The organism is Pantoea sp. GD03673 (assembly GCF_029844725.1).
Classification (GTDB): domain Bacteria; phylum Pseudomonadota; class Gammaproteobacteria; order Enterobacterales; family Enterobacteriaceae; genus Pantoea.
The window spans coordinates 32,492-49,703 of record NZ_JAOCKJ010000005.1; the positions used below are offsets into that span (position 1 = coordinate 32,492).

A 17,212-nucleotide genomic window follows, 5' to 3' on the forward strand; every position below is an offset into this window, starting at 1 on the left:
TGAAAGGGTTCCCACATCATGGCAAATAATGCCACCGGACTTATCAGAATAGTTAAAGCCGCAGGTTACTCATGGCAGGGACTGCGCGCTGCCTGGCAACATGAAGCAGCATTTCGTCAGGAAGCCCTGGCTGCGCTGGCTGCCATTATTATCGCCTGCTGGCTGGATGTTGATATGATCTCACGCATTCTGATGATTGGCGCGGTCGTGCTGGTGGTCATTGTCGAAATCCTCAATAGCGCGATTGAAGCGGTGGTCGACCGCATCGGTCAGGAGCATCATCCGCTGGCGGGCCGGGCAAAAGATATGGGTTCGGCAGCGGTACTGATCAGCATCTTACTGGCACTGTTTGTCTGGATCGCGCTGCTCTGGACACATTTGCGATAAGCGTTCCATAACGCGCCGGAAGCCGCGTTTTGCCTGACAATCGGTTTCCATTTCGCCAATACCTGTATATACTCACAGCGACTGTATAAACAACCAGGGGGCGGGATGAAAGCATTAACCAGCAGGCAGCAGCAGGTCTATGACCTGATTCGCGACCATATTTCTTCAACAGGCATGCCGCCTACGCGTGCAGAGATTGCAGCACAGCTGGGCTTCCGCTCGCCGAACGCGGCAGAAGAGCACCTGAAAGCGCTGGCGCGTAAAGGCGTTATTGAGATCGTTTCCGGTGCATCGCGCGGCATTCGTCTGTTAATGGAAGAAGAAGCCTCAGAAGGTATACCGCTGATTGGCCGGGTTGCTGCCGGTGAGCCAATCATGGCGCAGGAACATATCGAAACCCATTACAAGGTTGATCCGGGCCTGTTTAAGCCATCTGCTGACTTCCTGCTGCGCGTCAGCGGAATGTCGATGAAAGATATCGGGATTATGGATGGCGACCTGCTCGCGGTACATAAAACCCAGGATGTGCGCAACGGCCAGGTTGTCGTGGCCCGCATTGACGATGAAGTCACCGTTAAGCGCTGGAAAAAGCAGGGTGCTATTGTGCATCTGCTGCCAGAAAACAGTGATTTTGACCCGATTGTTGTCGATACCCGCGCACAGTCGCTGACCATAGAAGGTCTGGCCGTTGGCGTGGTACGCAACGGCGAGTGGCTCTGATTCAGCGGCCTTCGTGCATTCGCCTTTTCTGATGCTATTCTGTCTGCCCTAATTTTGTCGCTGCCTCGATTGTGTAGCGACACTCAGCACGGAACGGCGAATGCGCGTTATTACGGCAACCGATAAAAATCTCTGGCGGCTTGCGCTGCCGATGATCCTTTCAAATATCACCGTTCCCTTGCTGGGGGTGGTCGATACGGCAGTTATTGGTCATCTCGACAGCCCTGTCTATCTTGGCGGGGTTGCGGTCGGGACTACCGTGACCAGCTTTCTCTTTATGCTGCTGCTTTTCCTTCGAATGAGTACCACGGGCCTCACAGCACAGGCGTTTGGCGCGGGCGATAAAACAGCGCTGGCACGTGCGCTGACCCAGCCGCTGATGATTGCATTGCTGGCGGGCGTACTCTTCATCGCTTTGCGTTATCCGATCATTCAACTGGCGACCCATCTGATTGGCGGCAATCCCGCTGTAATGGAACAGGCGGCGCTGTTTATTCAGATTCGCTGGCTCAGTGCGCCTGCCACGCTGGCAAACCTGGTCATTCTGGGCTGGCTGCTGGGCGTGCAGTATGCGCGCGCACCGGTGATCCTGCTGGTGGTGGGTAATCTGGTCAACATCGTGCTCGACCTCTGGCTGGTGATGGGGCTGCACTGGGGTGTCGCGGGTGCGGCAATGGCTACGGCGCTGGCGGAGTACATTACGCTGGGTGTTGGCAGCATCATGGTCTGGCGGGTTCTGAAACTGCACGGCATTACCCCGAGCCTGCTGAAACAGAGCTGGCGCGGTGACAGCGGACGGCTGCTGCGACTGAACCGGGATATCATGCTGCGCTCACTGATGCTGCAACTCTGTTTCGCCTCACTGACCGTGCTGGGCGCACGGCTGGGACCGGACGTGGTAGCGGTCAACGCGGTCTTGCTGATGTTCATTACTTTCACCGCCTATGCGCTGGATGGCTTTGCCTACGCGGTAGAAGCTTTTGCTGGCGAGGCGCATGGCGCAAAAGATGGCAGCAAACTGCTGCGCGTCTGGCACTCCGCCTGCCGCCAGGCTGTAGTCGTGGCGCTATTCTTCTCGCTGATCTATGCCATTTCAGGCCCGCAAATCATTACCCTGCTGACCTCTCTTCAGTCACTTCAGCAGATGGCGGACCGCTATCTGATCTGGCAGATAATCATGCCGCTTATCGGCGTCTGGTGCTATTTGCTGGATGGAATGTTCATTGGGGCGACGCGCGGACGTGAAATGCGTAACGGCATGGTCGTGGCAGCAGCAGGCTACTTTCTGACGTTGCTCAGCGTACCGCTGCTGGGCAATCACGGACTGTGGCTCGCGGTAACGGTTTTCCTGGCGCTGCGTGGGCTGTCACTGTGGCTCATCTGGCGTAAACACTGGCGTCAGAACAGCTGGTTTGACGCCTGATGCCGCCAGGCGCAGGCAGCCTCTGTACAGATTATTCTGTATTATTCCAGGGTTATAAAAATAGCTACTACAATTAACTTTATAAAGCGCAGTTAACCAGCGCGTTATATCGTTATTTTGTTATATAGCAAGATAATCATTAAACCCTGAGGATTGGAGGTCTGCCATGAATAAAGATGAAGCGAGCGGCAACTGGAAGCAGTTCAAAGGCAAAATGAAAGAGAAATGGGGCAAGCTGACCGACGATGACATGCAGGTTATCGAAGGCAAACGCGATCAGCTGGTCGGTAAAATCCAGGAGCGCTATGGCTACGCGAAAGATGAAGCAGAGCGCGAAGTCACGGACTGGGAAGGTCAGAATAAAGATCACCGCTGGTAATACAGCGGTAATCCGCTTACCCGTTCCGGTGCGCCCGCACCGGACGGGTATCAAGACAGGCTCGCAACAAAGTTGTGCAGATTACCCGCGTTTTCCCCGCTTTTTACCCTCATCCTGATGATCATGTTCGCAACTCTCATGATGCGTACAGGCTTCAACCGCAGCACAATTTTCACATAACCCATGTGCTTCAATGACGCTATGGCGCAACGCAAACTGCGCTTCACCCGCCAGCGTCGCGATAATCTTCTCCACGCCCTGCGCCTGTTTCTCGGTAACCGCTGCACAGCGGTCGCAGACCAGCATCACTGACGTATGGGCCGGTGCCTCAAAATGGTGACACATAACGTAGCTGTTGTTGGATTCCACCCGATGAATGAAACCCTGCTCCAGCAGGAAATCGAGCGCCCGATAAACGGTGGGGGGCTTGGCCTGCGGTTCGCTGACGCGGAGTTGATCCAGCAGATCATAAGCGCTGATCGAGCCAGGCTGTTCGGCCATCAGGCGCAACACTTCAGCACGCTGCGAAGTCAGACGTACACCGCGCTGCAGGCACAGTTTTTCAGCCTGGATCAAAATTTGCTGCGACGTCATGTTTGTCATGAAAATTCTCCGCTGGATAAGTGATGTTATTTTATCACACATAGTTTCGCGACGCTGTGGTTCGTTTTTGCCTGGTAAAACAGCATTATTTGCCTGAAAAAACAGCGATTTCAGCGTTTCAGCCTCTCTCTATCTCAAATCTGGCGAGAAATCAGATCCATTCTCAATCGACCTGAAGCGGAATTTGTTGGCATTTTGCTTTGCATCTCACTGAGTTAAGAAGTAATGTTCAGAAAGACTTAAGAAAAGTCTGGCATTATTTGAAATGTCCTGACGCAGTTTGAACAATTACAACGGGTTTTTGATTGGAAAACGTCCAATCCTTTGAATTAAGACACTGTTTCCTTTGAATTCACAGCAATAACGCGTTAGCCAGCGTTCACAATAGGGCTAACAAACTATTCAGTCGTTGAATGTTTCAATGACAATTTCTCAGGTGATGGCAGGCAAATGGTGAAAAAATCCGCTCAACGTTCAGCGCTGATCTACCCCGCTGTAGCGACCGCGCTTTTCCTTTCTTCTTCCGCCATGGCGGCAGGGACCTGGTACGATGCACGTAATGACGCCATGGGTGGCACCGGCGTAGCATCTTCTCTTTATGGCTCTGCAGTGCTGGCAAACCCGGCATTGATGACCCGTGCTCAACCTGACGATAACGTCAGCATTATTTTTCCTTCGGCAGGTATTCAGGTGACCGATAAAGATCATCTGGTTAATAAAGTCGATGATATTACGGACACCGTGGATCGCTATCGGGATGTGATTGGCAACCTGACGTTTGCAGATTATCTGCGTGGTTACCCGGAAGTCCGTGCCGCTTCAGGCGATGTGGCTAACCAGCTCAGTGATTTACGCGGTAACAAAGCGGACGGCAGTGCGGGCGCGGCTGTAGCCGTTACCATTCCCAATGAAACCCTGCCTTTTGCTTTCATCGCCAAAGCCTACGGTACGGCGCACGTTCGCGCCAACGTGGTACAGGGTGATATCGACTACCTGCGCGGTGTCGCTAACGGAACGGTGCTGCCTCGTCCTGGCGATCAAAATAACCTTCGCTCCAGCGCGAATGGCTTAGCCGCGCTGGTCACTGACTACGGTGTGGCGGTGGCCCATGAGTTCACCATCGCCGGTCAGCCGGTATCGGTGGGCGTGACGCCAAAAGTGCAGAAAACCTGGCTCTATAACTACACCGCCAGCATCTATAACTACGACAAGAACGACATCAACAACAGCCAGTATCGCAGTACGAATACCGGCTTTAACGTTGATGCCGGTCTGGCAACCACCTTTGCTGAGAACTGGACGCTGGGTGTAACCGGACAGAACCTGGTTTCACGCGATCTGCAGACCAGAGAGGTCAACGGGTTCCGTGATACCTATCAGATTCGCCCGCTGGTCACCACCGGTCTGGCCTGGGATAACGGTCCGTTTACCGTCACCGGCGATGTGGATCTGACCGAAACCAAACGCTTCAAAACCCAGGATAACAGCCAGTATGCGGCCGTTGGCGCGGAATACCGCGTGCTTGACTGGCTGCAGCTGCGTGCAGGTTATCGTGCGGACATGCGTTCCAATGACGAAAATGTCGCCACGGCGGGTTTTGGTCTCTCACCGTTTAACAAAGCCGTACATCTTGATCTGGCTGGCTCAGTGGGTGCTAACAACACCTGGGGCGCGATGATGCAGCTGGGCTTTAATTTCTGACCACCTGATCAGGGCTGTTCAGAGGCGGGCGATGCACTATCGCCCGCCCTTGTGTTATCCTTGCACAGAATGCCATCACCCTTAATTACCGGATTGTCTGCGCTTCATGCCTAATTTTTCTTCGCAACGCTTCTCTATCGCCCCCATGCTGGACTGGACCGATCGTCACTGCCGTTATTTTCATCGTCAGCTGACCGGTGACACGCTGCTCTACACTGAAATGGTGACTACGGGCGCGATCATTCATGGCAAAGGGGACTACCTGGCTTACAGTGAAACGGAGCATCCGGTCGCGTTGCAGCTTGGCGGCAGCGATCCGGCGGCACTGGCGCAGTGCGCGATGCTGGCAGAGCAGCGCGGCTACGATGAAATAAACCTGAATGTCGGCTGTCCTTCGGATCGGGTGCAGAATGGCCGTTTCGGTGCCTGCCTGATGGCCGAGGCGAATCTGGTCGCGGATGCCGTTAAAGCGATGCGCGACGTGGTGTCGATTCCGGTCACGGTGAAAACCCGTATTGGCATTGACGAGCTGGACAGCTATGCATTCCTGACCGACTTTATCGGCACGGTGGCAGGGCGCGGTGAGTGCGAGACATTCATTATTCATGCACGCAAAGCCTGGCTCTCGGGCCTCAGCCCCAAAGAGAACCGCGAAATCCCCCCACTGGATTATCCCCGCGTCTATCAGCTGAAGCGCGATTTCCCGCATCTGACGATTGCGCTGAATGGTGGCGTGAAGTCGCTGGAAGAGGCACAGACCCATCTGCAGCACCTTGATGGCGTGATGATGGGACGCGAAGCCTATCAAAACCCCGGCATCCTGGCGCAGGTTGATCAGACGCTGTTTGGCCGACAGCATCCGGCGGCTAATCCGGTTGAGGTGGTGCGTGCCATGTATCCCTATATTGAAGCGGAACTGGCAAAGGGCACGTATCTGGGGCACGTTACGCGCCACATGTTAGGACTGTTCCAGGGCATTCCGGGCGCTCGCCAGTGGCGACGTCACCTGAGTGAAAACGCCCACAAACCCGGTGCTGATGTCCGTGTGCTGGAAGCCGCGCTGGCGCTGGTAGCCGATAAGATCCCGCAGGAAGTCTGATCCCAGACCTGAACGACAGAAACCAGCTTTCAGAGCTGGTTTTTTTTACGCCACAATGTGGTTTTTCTCACCAGGTTGCTGCGGCTTTTTTGAACTTTACTTCATTAAAATCAATGTGTTAACGGTTGGCACGCTTTTTGTAATAGCTCTCACAGTGAGATTAAAAAGGAGTGCCGAGGTGGAAATTTTATTCGTAGCAGGTTTTTTTCTGATGCTGTTGCTGACCGGCGTGTCGCTGCTGGGCGTGCTGGCGGCACTGGTGGTCGCAACCATCGTAATGTTTGTCGGTGGACTGTTTGCACTTGTTATCAAAGTGTTGCCGTGGCTGGTGCTGGCGGTGATTGCGGTGTGGCTGCATCGTGCCTTTTTTGGCGATAGCGATGCGCGGGCGCGTCGTAAGCTGAGACGTAAGATCAACAGGTTAGACCGCAAAAGCTGGCGCTAAATGCGGTAACGATCACAGTGTGAGAGATTGACCGGCACCGATCTGCAATTAAACATATTTTTTACTTATGTTTTCTGGCAGGATGCCTGTCGTCAAATCGACGTGCCATCGACTCGACATGAATTCATCGCCGCTGTCCCTACACCAGCGCGAACAAAAAATAAAAAACAGAAGAGGGCTTCCCACGGGAAGCCCTTTTTATTGCCGGCTATCACGGGATTAACAGACAGGATCCCTGCGTGGCGCGGCTCTCCAGCATCTGATGCGCCTTAGTGGCCTCTTTCAGCGCAAACTTCTGCTGCTCTGGCACCTCAACGTTAATCGCGCCGCTCGCCAGCAGCGAGAAGAGCTCGGCACTGGCGGTGTCCAGCTCCTGGCGATTGGTGATATAGCCAAACAGGGAAGGACGGGTCACAAACAGCGAGCCTTTTTTATTCAGAATGCCAAGATCGATGCCGGTCACCGGACCCGACGCATTACCAAAACTGACCATCAGGCCGTGGCGGCGCAGCGAATCCAGCGACGCTTCCCAGGTATCCTTACCCACGGAGTCATACACCACGCCCACTTTTTTACCTTCAGTCAGTTCGCTGACACGCTGCGCAATGTTCTCTTCGCGATAGTTAATGGTTGCCCAGGCACCGGCTTTTTCCGCCATTCTGGCCTTTTCCGCTGAACCGACTGTGCCGATCAAATGCGCACCCAGCGCTTTTGCCCACTGACAGGCAATTAACCCGACGCCACCTGCGGCAGCATGAAACAGGAAAGTCTCTCCGGCGCTGATTTTATAGGTCTGACGCAGCAGATATTGTGTGGTCAGGCCTTTCAGATAGCTGGCGGCACCCTGCTCAAAGCTGATCGCCTCCGGAAGATGCATCAGGCGATCTTCCGCCACGTTGTGCACCTCACTGTAGGCACCCATGGACGCCAGACAGTAGACCACGCGATCGCCAGGTTTAAACAGGGTCACACCACGGCCAACCCGCGACACCACACCTGCGGCCTCCGTCCCCAAGCCAGAGGGAAAAGCGGCAACCGGATAGAGCCCGCTGCGAACATAGGTATCGATGTAGTTGATCCCGATAGCGCGATGTTCAACCTGCACTTCATGTTCAGCCGGGTCAGCAGGCTCAAAATCCGTCCATTCTAAAACGTCCGGCCCGCCATGTGCGCTGAACTGAATACGCTTTGCCATTCTGACTCCTGTGATTGTTTCATCATGAAGGTGAGGCACGCACCCCAACTAAGGTATACTTGCGCGTCCCCACAGAAGATCGGTAATGCATTCACTATGGCAGGAAATAAACCCACCAACAAATCGAACGAAACGCAGGATCGCCAGCTCGCAGGCGTGAAAATGCCCCCGCATTCGCTGGAAGCGGAGCAGTCGGTGCTCGGTGGGTTAATGCTGGATAATGAGCGCTGGGACAACGTCTCTGAGCGCGTCGTCGCGAATGACTTTTTCAACCGCTCACACCGGCTGATTTTTTCAGAGATGCAGCGGCTGCTTGAAAACAGCAAGCCCATTGACCTGATAACGCTCTCTGAATCGCTGGAAACCCGAGGCGAACTGGAGATGGCAGGCGGCTTCGCCTATCTGGCTGAACTGGCGAAAAACACCCCGAGCGCGGCAAACATCGGCGCTTATGCCGACATCGTACGCGAACGTGCCGTTGTGCGTGAGATGATCGCCGTAGCCAACCAGATTGCCGATGCCGGTTACGATCCGCAGGGGCGTAACAGCGAAGAGTTGCTCGATTTCGCCGAGTCTAACGTCTTTAAAATTGCGGAAGCACGTGCAGATAAAGATGCGGGCCCGAAAAACATCGCGCAGATTCTGGAGTCTACCGTCTCCCGCATCGAATCGCTCTATCAGACACCGCACGATGGTGTCACCGGCGTGGACACCGGCTATCAGGATCTCAATAAAAAGACCGCAGGCCTGCAGGGCTCTGACCTGATTATTATCGCCGCACGTCCGTCGATGGGTAAAACCACCTTTGCGATGAACCTGTGCGAAAACGCTGCCATGCTGCAGGAAAAACCGGTGCTGATCTTCAGTCTGGAGATGCCCAGCGAGCAGATCATGATGCGTATGCTGGCGTCACTTTCCCGCGTCGATCAGACCCGCATCCGAACCGGGCAGCTGGATGATGAAGACTGGGCGCGTATCTCCGGCACCATGGGCATCCTGCTGGAGAAGAAGAACATGTACATTGATGACTCTTCTGGCCTGACGCCCACGGAAGTGCGTTCTCGCGCCCGACGCATCTACCGTGAAAACGGTGGCTTAAGCCTGATCATGATCGACTACCTTCAGCTGATGCGCGTGCCATCGCTGTCGGACAACCGTACGCTGGAAATTGCTGAAATTTCCCGCTCGCTGAAAGCGCTGGCTAAAGAGCTGAATGTGCCGGTGGTGGCGCTGTCGCAGCTTAACCGCTCACTGGAGCAGCGCGCGGATAAACGGCCGGTCAACTCGGATCTGCGTGAATCGGGCTCGATCGAGCAGGATGCGGATTTGATCATGTTTATCTATCGCGATGAGGTTTACCACGAAAACAGCGATCTCAAAGGGATCGCCGAGATCATCCTGGGTAAACAGCGTAACGGCCCAATCGGTACGGTGCGGCTGACCTTTAACGGCCAGTGGTCACGCTTCGATAACTACGCTGGCCCGCAATACGACGACGAATAATCTCCGCTTTGTGCTGTCATGCACGATCTGTGCATGACAGCCCCCATCATCAGAAAATAGTGTTGGACAACCTCTCGGGTTATCGGGTTATCTGTAACAAAGCGACGCCTATAACGCTGTGGAAACGGAATGACTCACGTAGACGATTACGACCTTAAAATCCTGACTTTATTACAATCTAATGGCCGTCTGACCAATCAGGAACTCAGCGATCTGGTCGGCCTTTCTGCCTCTCAATGTTCCCGCCGCCGTATCAATCTGGAACAGGCTAATCTCATCCTGGGGTATCACGCCCGGCTGTCACCCGATGCCATCGGGCTTGGCATGGTGGGGTTAATTGAGGTGCGCTTAATCAACCACACCGCCGAATATGTTGAAAGCTTTCACCGGATGGTGGAGCAGGAGCAGGCGATCGTGGATGCCTATAAAACCACTGGCGACGCTGACTATCTCCTCAAAGTGGCGGTGGCCGATCTCAATTCCCTCAGTGCGTTAATCAGCCAGCTGGTCGCGGGCCATCAGAGCGTTTCCCATGTGAAAACCTCTGTCGTGCTGGGACGCATGAAAGAGAACGGGCTGATGATGATTCCTGAGCAGAAGACGCGCTAAAAAGGTGCGTGCTGTGCGGTTTTGGTGCACACTTGCGGCAGTTCATGCAAACAACGCGCATCGCAACGAGTTTTAACGCATAGTCTGACGGTGCCAGCCGGAATTTATGCACAACGTTGCGTTGAGAAGTGACTTAAATATCAACGGGATATCGCTGGACCCCGATTTACAGGCGTCCAGGGCTATAACGATGGTGCGTTTTTTGCATTTCAACCGCATCATTTGCACTGAGAATACCTCCATGGATAACATCGCAGAACCCACCCGCGTCCCGCATTCGCGCATTGAAGATGCGCTGGCGATGGTGCTCGGCACCCTGATGGTCTCGTTTGGCGTTATTATGCTGAAACAGGCCGGTGCGCTGACCGGCAGTACCGCCGGTATCGCCTTTCTGATTAGCTATCTCTCGCCGCTCTCTTTTGGCAGCGCGTTCTTCCTGATCAACATCCCTTTTTACTGGCTGGCGGTAAAACGCATGGGCTGGGAATTTACCCTGAAAACCTTCTGCGCCGTCGGGCTGGTGTCGCTGTTTACCCAGCTGCACCCGCTGTTTGTCCACTTTTCTGACCTCAACCCGTTTTATGCGACACTGTTCGGTAACGTCATCATGGGAATCGGGTTTATAGTGTTATTTCGTCATAAGGCGAGCCTGGGCGGCATCAATATTCTGGCGCTGTGGCTACAGGATCGCTTTGGGATCCGCGCAGGGAAACTGCAAATGGCAGTGGATACCTGCGTCGTGCTGGCGTCACTGTTTGTGGTGAGTGGCCCCATCCTGCTCGCGTCGATTGCGGGTGCGGTGATCCTGAACCTGATTATTGCAATGAACCACCGTCCGGGACGCTATCGGGTTTAAACCGCTTTACCTCTGGACCAATCATGGAGACCTACACCGTGTTTCAAAACGTTGATGCCTACGCTGGCGATCCGATTCTGTCGTTGATGGAAGCCTTTAAACAAGACCCACGCGAACACAAAGTTAACCTGAGCATCGGGCTTTACTACGACGAGCAGAACATTATCCCGCAGCTGAAGGCCGTCGCGGCGGCTGAAGAGCAGATTTATGCTGAGCCGCATCAGGCATCGCTCTATCTGCCAATGGAAGGGCTGAACAGCTACCGTAGTGCCATTGCACCGCTGCTGTTTGGTGCCGACCATCCGGTGTTAAACGCGGGCCGCATCGCCTCGATTCAGACGCTGGGTGGCTCAGGCGCGCTGAAAGTGGGCGCGGATTTCCTCAAGCGCTACTTCCCGCAGTCTGCTGTCTGGGTCAGCGATCCGACCTGGGAAAACCACGTCGCGATTTTTAATGGCGCAGGTTTTGAGGTCAATACTTACCCCTGGTATGACGCAGAAACCCACGGTGTGCGGTTTGATACCTTTATCAGCACCCTGAAAACCCTGCCTGCGCAGAGCATCGTGTTGCTGCATCCCTGCTGTCATAACCCGACCGGCGCGGACCTGACCGATGCGCAGTGGGATCAGACTGTTGAGGTGCTGAAAGCGCAGCAGCTGATTCCTTTCCTGGACATCGCCTATCAGGGCTTTGGTGCCGGTATGCAGCAGGATGCCTATGCGCTGCGCGCGGTCGCAGCGGCGGGTCTGCCCGCGTTGGTCAGCAACTCTTTCTCCAAAATCTTCTCGCTCTATGGCGAGCGCGTGGGCGGGCTCTCAATCGTCTGCGACAGCGCCGAAGAGTCAGCACGTGTGCTGGGCCAGTTAAAAGCCACCGTTCGCCGCAACTACTCCAGCCCGCCGAATTTCGGTGCGCAGGTTGTTGCACGCGTCCTCAACGATGAGGCGCTGAAAGCCAGCTGGCTGGCTGAAGTGGAAGCGATGCGTCTGCGCATTCTCGCGATGCGCCAGTCGCTGGTGGACGTGCTGAGCACCGCTCTGCCAGGTAAAAACTTCGACTACCTGCTGAAGCAGCGCGGCATGTTCAGTTACACCGGCCTGAGTGCGCAGCAGGTCGATCGTCTGCGTAATGAATTCGGCATCTACCTGGTGGGCAGCGGCCGCATGTGCGTGGCCGGTCTGAACAGCAAAAACGTGCATCAGGTTGCGGAAGCCTTTGCCGCCGTGATGTAACCGCAGTCAGGCTGTAAATAAAACCGCCAGCGTTTTCTCTGGCGGTTTTTTTATGGGTCAGGGTTTACCTTTCGGCGACTTGCTGCACACTTAAACGGGATAACCGTTTCAGGAATAAGCTATGTGGCATCAACAAACTATTACGCTGAGCGCGAGGTCACGCGGGTTTCATCTGGTCACCGATGAGATCGTCAATTCACTCTCCGGACTGCGTGATATCAAAACCGGACTGCTGCATCTGCTGTTACAGCACACCTCGGCGTCGTTAACCTTAAATGAGAACTGCGACCCGACAGTGCGCAGCGACATGGAGCAGCATTTCATGCGGCACGTGCCGGAGAATGCGCCTTATCAGCACGACTATGAAGGGCGTGATGATATGCCGGCACACATCAAGTCATCGACCCTGGGGGTTTCGCTGTTATTACCTGTTCAGCGGGGACGTCTGGTGCTGGGCACCTGGCAGGGTATCTGGCTGGGCGAGCATCGCATTGATGGCGGTGCCAGGCGAATTGTCGCCACTTTACAAGGGGAAGTGTAATGAATAACTCAGATTTACTGACCTATTGCATGAGCAAGCCTGGCGCGGAGCAGAGCGTCCACAATGACTGGAAGGCCACGCAGATTAAAAGCAACGGGGTGCTGTTTGCGATGGTGCATGAAGCAAAAGGGCGGCCTGCGGTCTCGCTGAAATCGACGCCCGCGCTGGCAGAATTACTGCGCGAAGAGCACAGCGACATCATTCCCAGCGAGCATCTGAATAAGTCTCACTGGAGCACGCTGTTTCTGGACGGTTCGCTGAAAGACTCACAGATCTACTATCTGGTCGATGCCTCATTTCAGCAGGCAGCCACTGCCCGTTAACGGGCAATAAAAACCCTCTTGCCTGAGCAAGAGGGTGTGCGGCCTGACAGGTTACGCGGCAGATTGCTTGCGCAGCGTGTTGATATCGATAACAAAGCGGTATTTCACATCGCTTTTCAGCATGCGCTCATAGGCTTCGTTGATCTGATCCATCGCGATCAGCTCAATGTCTGACGTAATGCCGTGCTCGCCACAGAAATCGAGCATCTCCTGGGTTTCCGCGATGCCGCCAATCAGTGACCCGGCGATGCTGCGGCGTTTGAAGATCAGGTTAAAGACCTGCGGTGCCGGGTGATCGTGCTCCGGAGCACCCACCAGCGTCATGTTGCCATCCAGCTTCAGCAGGGTGATAAACGGGTTGAGATCGTGCTGAGCCGCCACGGTGTTCAGGATGAAGTCAAAGCTGTTAGCGTGCTGTGCCATCTGCTCCGGGTCTTTGGAGATGACGACTTCATCGGCACCGAGACGTTTGCCATCTTCAATTTTGGATGGCGAGGTCGTGAACAGCACCACATGTGCGCCCATGGCATGGGCAATCTTCACACCCATATGGCCCAGGCCGCCTAAGCCTACGATCCCCACTTTTTTGCCGGGACCGACATTCCAGTGACGCAGCGGTGAATAGGTGGTGATACCGGCGCACAGCAGTGGTGCCACGCCCGCCAGCTCCAGATTCTCCGGGATGCGCAGCACAAAGCTCTCATCTACTACCATTGACGTTGAATACCCGCCGTAAGTGATGGCACCGGTTTCGCGATCTTCACCGTTATAGGTGCCGACAAAGCCGTTTTCGCAATACTGCTCCAGGCCCTGCTGACAGCTCGGACAGCTGCGGCAGGAGTCGACCATGCAGCCCACACCGACCAGATCGCCGACCTTGTATTTCTGCGTCTGCGGACCCACAGCGGTCACGCGACCCACAATTTCATGACCCGGCACAACGGGGAAAACGGTGTTTTTCCACTCATTACGTGCCTGATGCAGGTCTGAGTGGCAAACGCCACAGAACAGCACCTCAAGCTGAACGTCATGGGCGCGCAGCTCACGCGGCGTAAAATCGAACGGTGCCAGTTTGGATTTTGCATCCTGAGCAGCATACGCATGCGTAATATTCATGGTGTCTCCAGTTTCGATGTGTCGTGCGTGTTTTTCGATGATGTGCAGCAGGGTTGATGTGCTGCCAGAACAGGGCGACGCCAGGGGCGTGCCAAAGAGGAACCGCTTAAGAATAGTCAGCGCGGGGAAATGCGTATATGCCTATACATGTCTGAATCTTGCCTGATTCTGCATTTTTCTGGCTGAATCGGCAGAGGATAAAAAAAGGCCCGCACGCGGCGGGCCTGAAAGCGTTACTTCTGTAACAGCGGCTTCAGGAAGCGTGCGGTATGCGATTTCTCACACTCCGCCACGGTTTCTGGCGTCCCGGCAACAAGGATTTCACCGCCGCCACTGCCGCCTTCCGGGCCGAGATCGACAATCCAGTCTGCCGTTTTGACCACGTCGAGGTTGTGTTCGATGACCACGATGGTGTTGCCCTGATCGCGCAGCTGATGCAGGACTTCCAGCAGCTGCTGGATATCGGCAAAGTGCAGGCCGGTGGTGGGCTCATCCAGAATGTAGAGCGTCTGTCCGGTGCCACGCTTCGACAGCTCACGCGCCAGCTTCACACGCTGGGCTTCACCGCCGGAAAGGGTTGTGGCGGACTGACCGAGGCGGATATAGGAAAGACCCACATCCATCAGCGTCTGCAACTTGCGCGCCAGCGCGGGCACGGCATCGAAGAACTCACGGGCTTCTTCAATGGTCATCTCCAGCACTTCGTGAATGCTCTTGCCTTTGTACTTCACTTCCAGCGTTTCACGGTTATAGCGTTTGCCTTTGCACTGATCGCACGGCACATAGATGTCCGGCAGGAAGTGCATTTCGACTTTCAGCACGCCATCGCCCTGACAGGCTTCACAGCGTCCGCCCCGCACGTTGAAGCTGAAGCGTCCCGGATTGTAACCCCGCGAACGGGCTTCCGGCACGCCAGCAAAGAGCTCACGCACCGGCGTGAAAATGCCGGTGTAGGTCGCCGGGTTGGAGCGCGGTGTACGACCAATCGGGCTCTGGTCGATGTCGATCACTTTGTCGAAATGCTCCAGTCCCGCCACGTCACGGTAAGGTGCCGGTTCAGCGATGGTGGCACCGTTCAGCGCCCGCTGGGCAATCGGGAACAGCGTATCGTTGATCAGGGTCGATTTTCCCGAGCCGGAAACACCGGTAATACAGGTGAACAGCCCGACCGGCAGCGTCAGCGTGACATCTTTGAGGTTGTTGCCGCGTGCGCCGGTAATCTTCAGCACTTTGGCCGGGTCCCCTTTGACGCGCTCCTCCGGCACTGCAATACCGCGCTTGCCGCTCAGGAACTGCCCGGTAAGAGACGCCTCCTGCGCCATGATCTCATCAACAGTGCCTTCCGCGACGACCTGGCCGCCGTGTACACCCGCACCCGGACCGATGTCGATCACATGGTCAGCGGCACGAATCGCATCTTCATCGTGCTCAACCACGATCACCGTGTTACCGAGATCGCGCAGATGAATCAGGGTGCCGAGCAGTCGTTCGTTGTCACGCTGATGCAGGCCAATAGAAGGCTCATCCAGGACGTACATCACGCCGACCAGACCCGCGCCGATCTGGCTGGCCAGACGGATACGCTGTGCTTCACCGCCGGAAAGGGTTTCTGCGGAACGTGACATCGAGAGATAGTTCAGGCCGACGTTGACCAGGAAGCTCAGGCGGTCGCCAATCTCTTTCAATACTTTCTCGGCGATCTGCGCACGCTGGCCACTGAGTTTCAGGTTTTCAAAGAAGGACATGGCATGACCGATACTCATTTCAGAGATGGTCGGCAGCGTGGTGTTCTCGACAAAGACGTGGCGCGCTTCACGACGCAGACGCGTGCCTTCACAGCTGGCGCAGGCGCGGTTGCTGATAAATTTCGCCAGTTCTTCGCGTACTGCCGAAGATTCGGTCTCTTTGTAGCGGCGCTCCATATTATTGAGCACGCCTTCGAACGGATGACGGCGCACGGAGGTGTCACCGCGATCGTTGATGTACTTAAATTCGATGCTCTCTTTACCTGACCCGTACAGAATCACTTTCTGCACGTTGTCCGGCAGACTGCCGAACGACGCTTCAATATCAAAATTGAGGTGGTCCGCCAGCGAACGCAGCATCTGGAAATAGTAAAAATTGCGGCGATCCCAGCCACGGATAGCGCCGCCGGCCAGCGAAAGTTCAGGATTCTGCACCACGCGGTCAGGATCGAAATATTGCTGTACGCCCAGGCCGTCACAGGTTGGACAGGCACCCGCCGGGTTGTTGAACGAGAACAGACGCGGCTCCAGCTCGCTCATGCTGTAACCACAGACCGGGCAGGCGAAGTTAGCCGAGAAAAGCAGCTCTTCTGCGTCGCTGTCATCCATATCTGCCACAATGGCCGTCCCGCCGGAAAGCTCCAGCGTGGTTTCAAACGATTCTGCCAGACGGGTTGCCAGGTCTTCACGCACTTTGAAGCGGTCAATGACGACTTCAATGGTGTGCTTCTTCTGCAGCTCAAGCTTTGGCGGATCGGAGAGGTCACACACTTCGCCATCAATACGCGCGCGGATGTAGCCCTGCGTCGCCAGATTCTCCAGCGTTTTGGTGTGCTCACCTTTACGATCTTTCACCACCGGTGCCAGCAGCATCAGGCGACGGCCTTCTGGCTGGGAAAGCACCTGATCCACCATCTGGCTCACGGTCTGTGCCGCCAGCGGCACATCATGATCCGGGCAGCGCGGTTCGCCTACGCGGGCAAACAGCAGACGCAGATAGTCATGAATCTCGGTGATGGTGCCCACTGTTGAGCGTGGGTTGTGCGAGGTGGATTTCTGTTCAATGGAAATGGCGGGCGACAAACCTTCGATATGATCGACGTCCGGCTTCTCCATTAACGAAAGAAACTGGCGCGCATACGCAGAGAGCGACTCCACATAGCGGCGCTGACCTTCCGCATACAGCGTATCAAACGCCAGTGAGGATTTACCCGAACCTGACAGGCCGGTTACCACAATGAGTTTGTCGCGTGGGATAGTCAGGTTGATGTTTTTCAAATTATGGGTGCGGGCACCACGAACTTCGATCTTATCCATTCACCTTTCCCGGATTAG

Annotated in this window: 17 protein-coding genes; 13 read left to right on the forward strand and 4 right to left on the reverse strand. The window is 55.2% G+C overall.

The genetic code is table 11. The annotated features are described in order from the left end of the window. The first annotated feature begins 18 nt into the window (after positions 1-18). The 4 genes from N5J69_RS10555 to N5J69_RS10570 all read left to right on the forward strand — a co-directional run bounded on the left by N5J69_RS10555 (position 19) and on the right by N5J69_RS10570 (position 2,909). Complete coding sequence (locus tag N5J69_RS10555) at positions 19-387, forward strand: diacylglycerol kinase (protein ID WP_279770165.1); 369 nt, start codon at positions 19-21, stop codon at positions 385-387. A 105-nt stretch (positions 388-492) separates the two neighbouring features. After that, complete coding sequence (gene lexA, locus N5J69_RS10560; RefSeq protein ID WP_013359774.1) at positions 493-1,107, forward strand: transcriptional repressor LexA; 615 nt, start codon at positions 493-495, stop codon at positions 1,105-1,107. 100 nt (positions 1,108-1,207) lie between these two features. After that, on the forward strand, positions 1,208-2,530 hold the full coding sequence (gene dinF / locus N5J69_RS10565; RefSeq protein ID WP_279770169.1) for an MATE family efflux transporter DinF: 1,323 nt from the start codon (positions 1,208-1,210) through the stop codon (positions 2,528-2,530). A gap of 166 nt (positions 2,531-2,696) precedes the next feature. Beyond that, on the forward strand, positions 2,697-2,909 hold the full coding sequence (locus N5J69_RS10570; RefSeq protein WP_013359776.1) for a CsbD family protein: 213 nt from the start codon (positions 2,697-2,699) through the stop codon (positions 2,907-2,909). A gap of 81 nt (positions 2,910-2,990) precedes the next feature. Here the strand turns inward: N5J69_RS10570 and zur are convergent, their stop codons facing one another. Continuing rightward, positions 2,991-3,512, reverse strand: a complete 522-nt coding sequence (zur, locus tag N5J69_RS10575; RefSeq protein ID WP_279770171.1) for a zinc uptake transcriptional repressor Zur — start codon at positions 3,510-3,512, stop codon at positions 2,991-2,993. A 450-nt stretch (positions 3,513-3,962) separates the two neighbouring features. Here zur and N5J69_RS10580 point away from each other — a divergent pair, with 450 nt between their 5' ends. From N5J69_RS10580 to pspG, 3 genes are all read left to right on the forward strand, one after another. Beyond that, a complete protein-coding gene (locus N5J69_RS10580; RefSeq protein ID WP_279770172.1) occupies positions 3,963-5,213 on the forward strand; it encodes a conjugal transfer protein TraF in 1,251 nt (416 codons plus the stop codon). A 106-nt stretch (positions 5,214-5,319) separates the two neighbouring features. Further along, positions 5,320-6,312 (forward strand): tRNA dihydrouridine(20/20a) synthase DusA, encoded by a 993-nt coding sequence (gene dusA, locus N5J69_RS10585; protein WP_279770174.1) that lies wholly within the window; start codon positions 5,320-5,322, stop codon positions 6,310-6,312. Positions 6,313-6,490: 178 nt separating this feature from the next. Then, entirely contained in the window at positions 6,491-6,757 is a 267-nt protein-coding gene (gene pspG / locus N5J69_RS10590) for an envelope stress response protein PspG (protein WP_279770176.1), read from the forward strand. A 211-nt stretch (positions 6,758-6,968) separates the two neighbouring features. On the opposite strand, the gene N5J69_RS10595 is transcribed toward pspG, so the two are convergent. Then, positions 6,969-7,952, reverse strand: coding sequence for a quinone oxidoreductase (locus N5J69_RS10595; RefSeq protein WP_279770178.1), 984 nt, complete (start codon positions 7,950-7,952; stop codon positions 6,969-6,971). 96 nt (positions 7,953-8,048) lie between these two features. Here N5J69_RS10595 and dnaB point away from each other — a divergent pair, with 96 nt between their 5' ends. The 6 genes from dnaB (at position 8,049) to N5J69_RS10625 (ending at position 13,016) form a co-directional block, all read left to right on the forward strand. After that, positions 8,049-9,455 (forward strand): replicative DNA helicase, encoded by a 1,407-nt coding sequence (gene dnaB, locus N5J69_RS10600; RefSeq protein ID WP_279770179.1) that lies wholly within the window; start codon positions 8,049-8,051, stop codon positions 9,453-9,455. A 129-nt stretch (positions 9,456-9,584) separates the two neighbouring features. Continuing rightward, entirely contained in the window at positions 9,585-10,064 is a 480-nt protein-coding gene (locus N5J69_RS10605) for an Lrp/AsnC family transcriptional regulator (RefSeq protein WP_279770181.1), read from the forward strand. A gap of 241 nt (positions 10,065-10,305) precedes the next feature. Further along, the gene (locus N5J69_RS10610; RefSeq protein WP_033734896.1) at positions 10,306-10,920 is read left to right on the forward strand and encodes a YitT family protein; all 615 of its coding nucleotides are present in this window, start codon (positions 10,306-10,308) and stop codon (positions 10,918-10,920) included. Between the two features lie 38 nt (positions 10,921-10,958). Then, positions 10,959-12,152 carry an amino acid aminotransferase gene (locus N5J69_RS10615; RefSeq protein WP_279770655.1) on the forward strand — a complete coding sequence of 398 codons (1,194 nt, stop codon included), beginning with the start codon at positions 10,959-10,961 and terminating at the stop codon, positions 12,150-12,152. Between the two features lie 121 nt (positions 12,153-12,273). After that, positions 12,274-12,693, forward strand: a complete 420-nt coding sequence (locus N5J69_RS10620; protein WP_279770183.1) for a secondary thiamine-phosphate synthase enzyme YjbQ — start codon at positions 12,274-12,276, stop codon at positions 12,691-12,693. Then, entirely contained in the window at positions 12,693-13,016 is a 324-nt protein-coding gene (locus tag N5J69_RS10625) for an MmcQ/YjbR family DNA-binding protein (RefSeq protein WP_279770185.1), read from the forward strand. Before N5J69_RS10620 ends, N5J69_RS10625 begins: the two co-directional genes overlap by 1 nt. A 51-nt stretch (positions 13,017-13,067) precedes the next feature. Here the strand turns inward: N5J69_RS10625 and N5J69_RS10630 are convergent, their stop codons facing one another. Together N5J69_RS10630 and uvrA are read right to left on the reverse strand one after the other, a co-directional pair. Then, complete coding sequence (locus N5J69_RS10630) at positions 13,068-14,132, reverse strand: NAD(P)-dependent alcohol dehydrogenase (protein WP_279770187.1); 1,065 nt, start codon at positions 14,130-14,132, stop codon at positions 13,068-13,070. A 233-nt stretch (positions 14,133-14,365) separates the two neighbouring features. Continuing rightward, a complete protein-coding gene (gene uvrA / locus N5J69_RS10635; RefSeq protein ID WP_279770189.1) occupies positions 14,366-17,194 on the reverse strand; it encodes an excinuclease ABC subunit UvrA in 2,829 nt (942 codons plus the stop codon). Between the last annotated feature and the right edge of the window lie 18 nt (positions 17,195-17,212).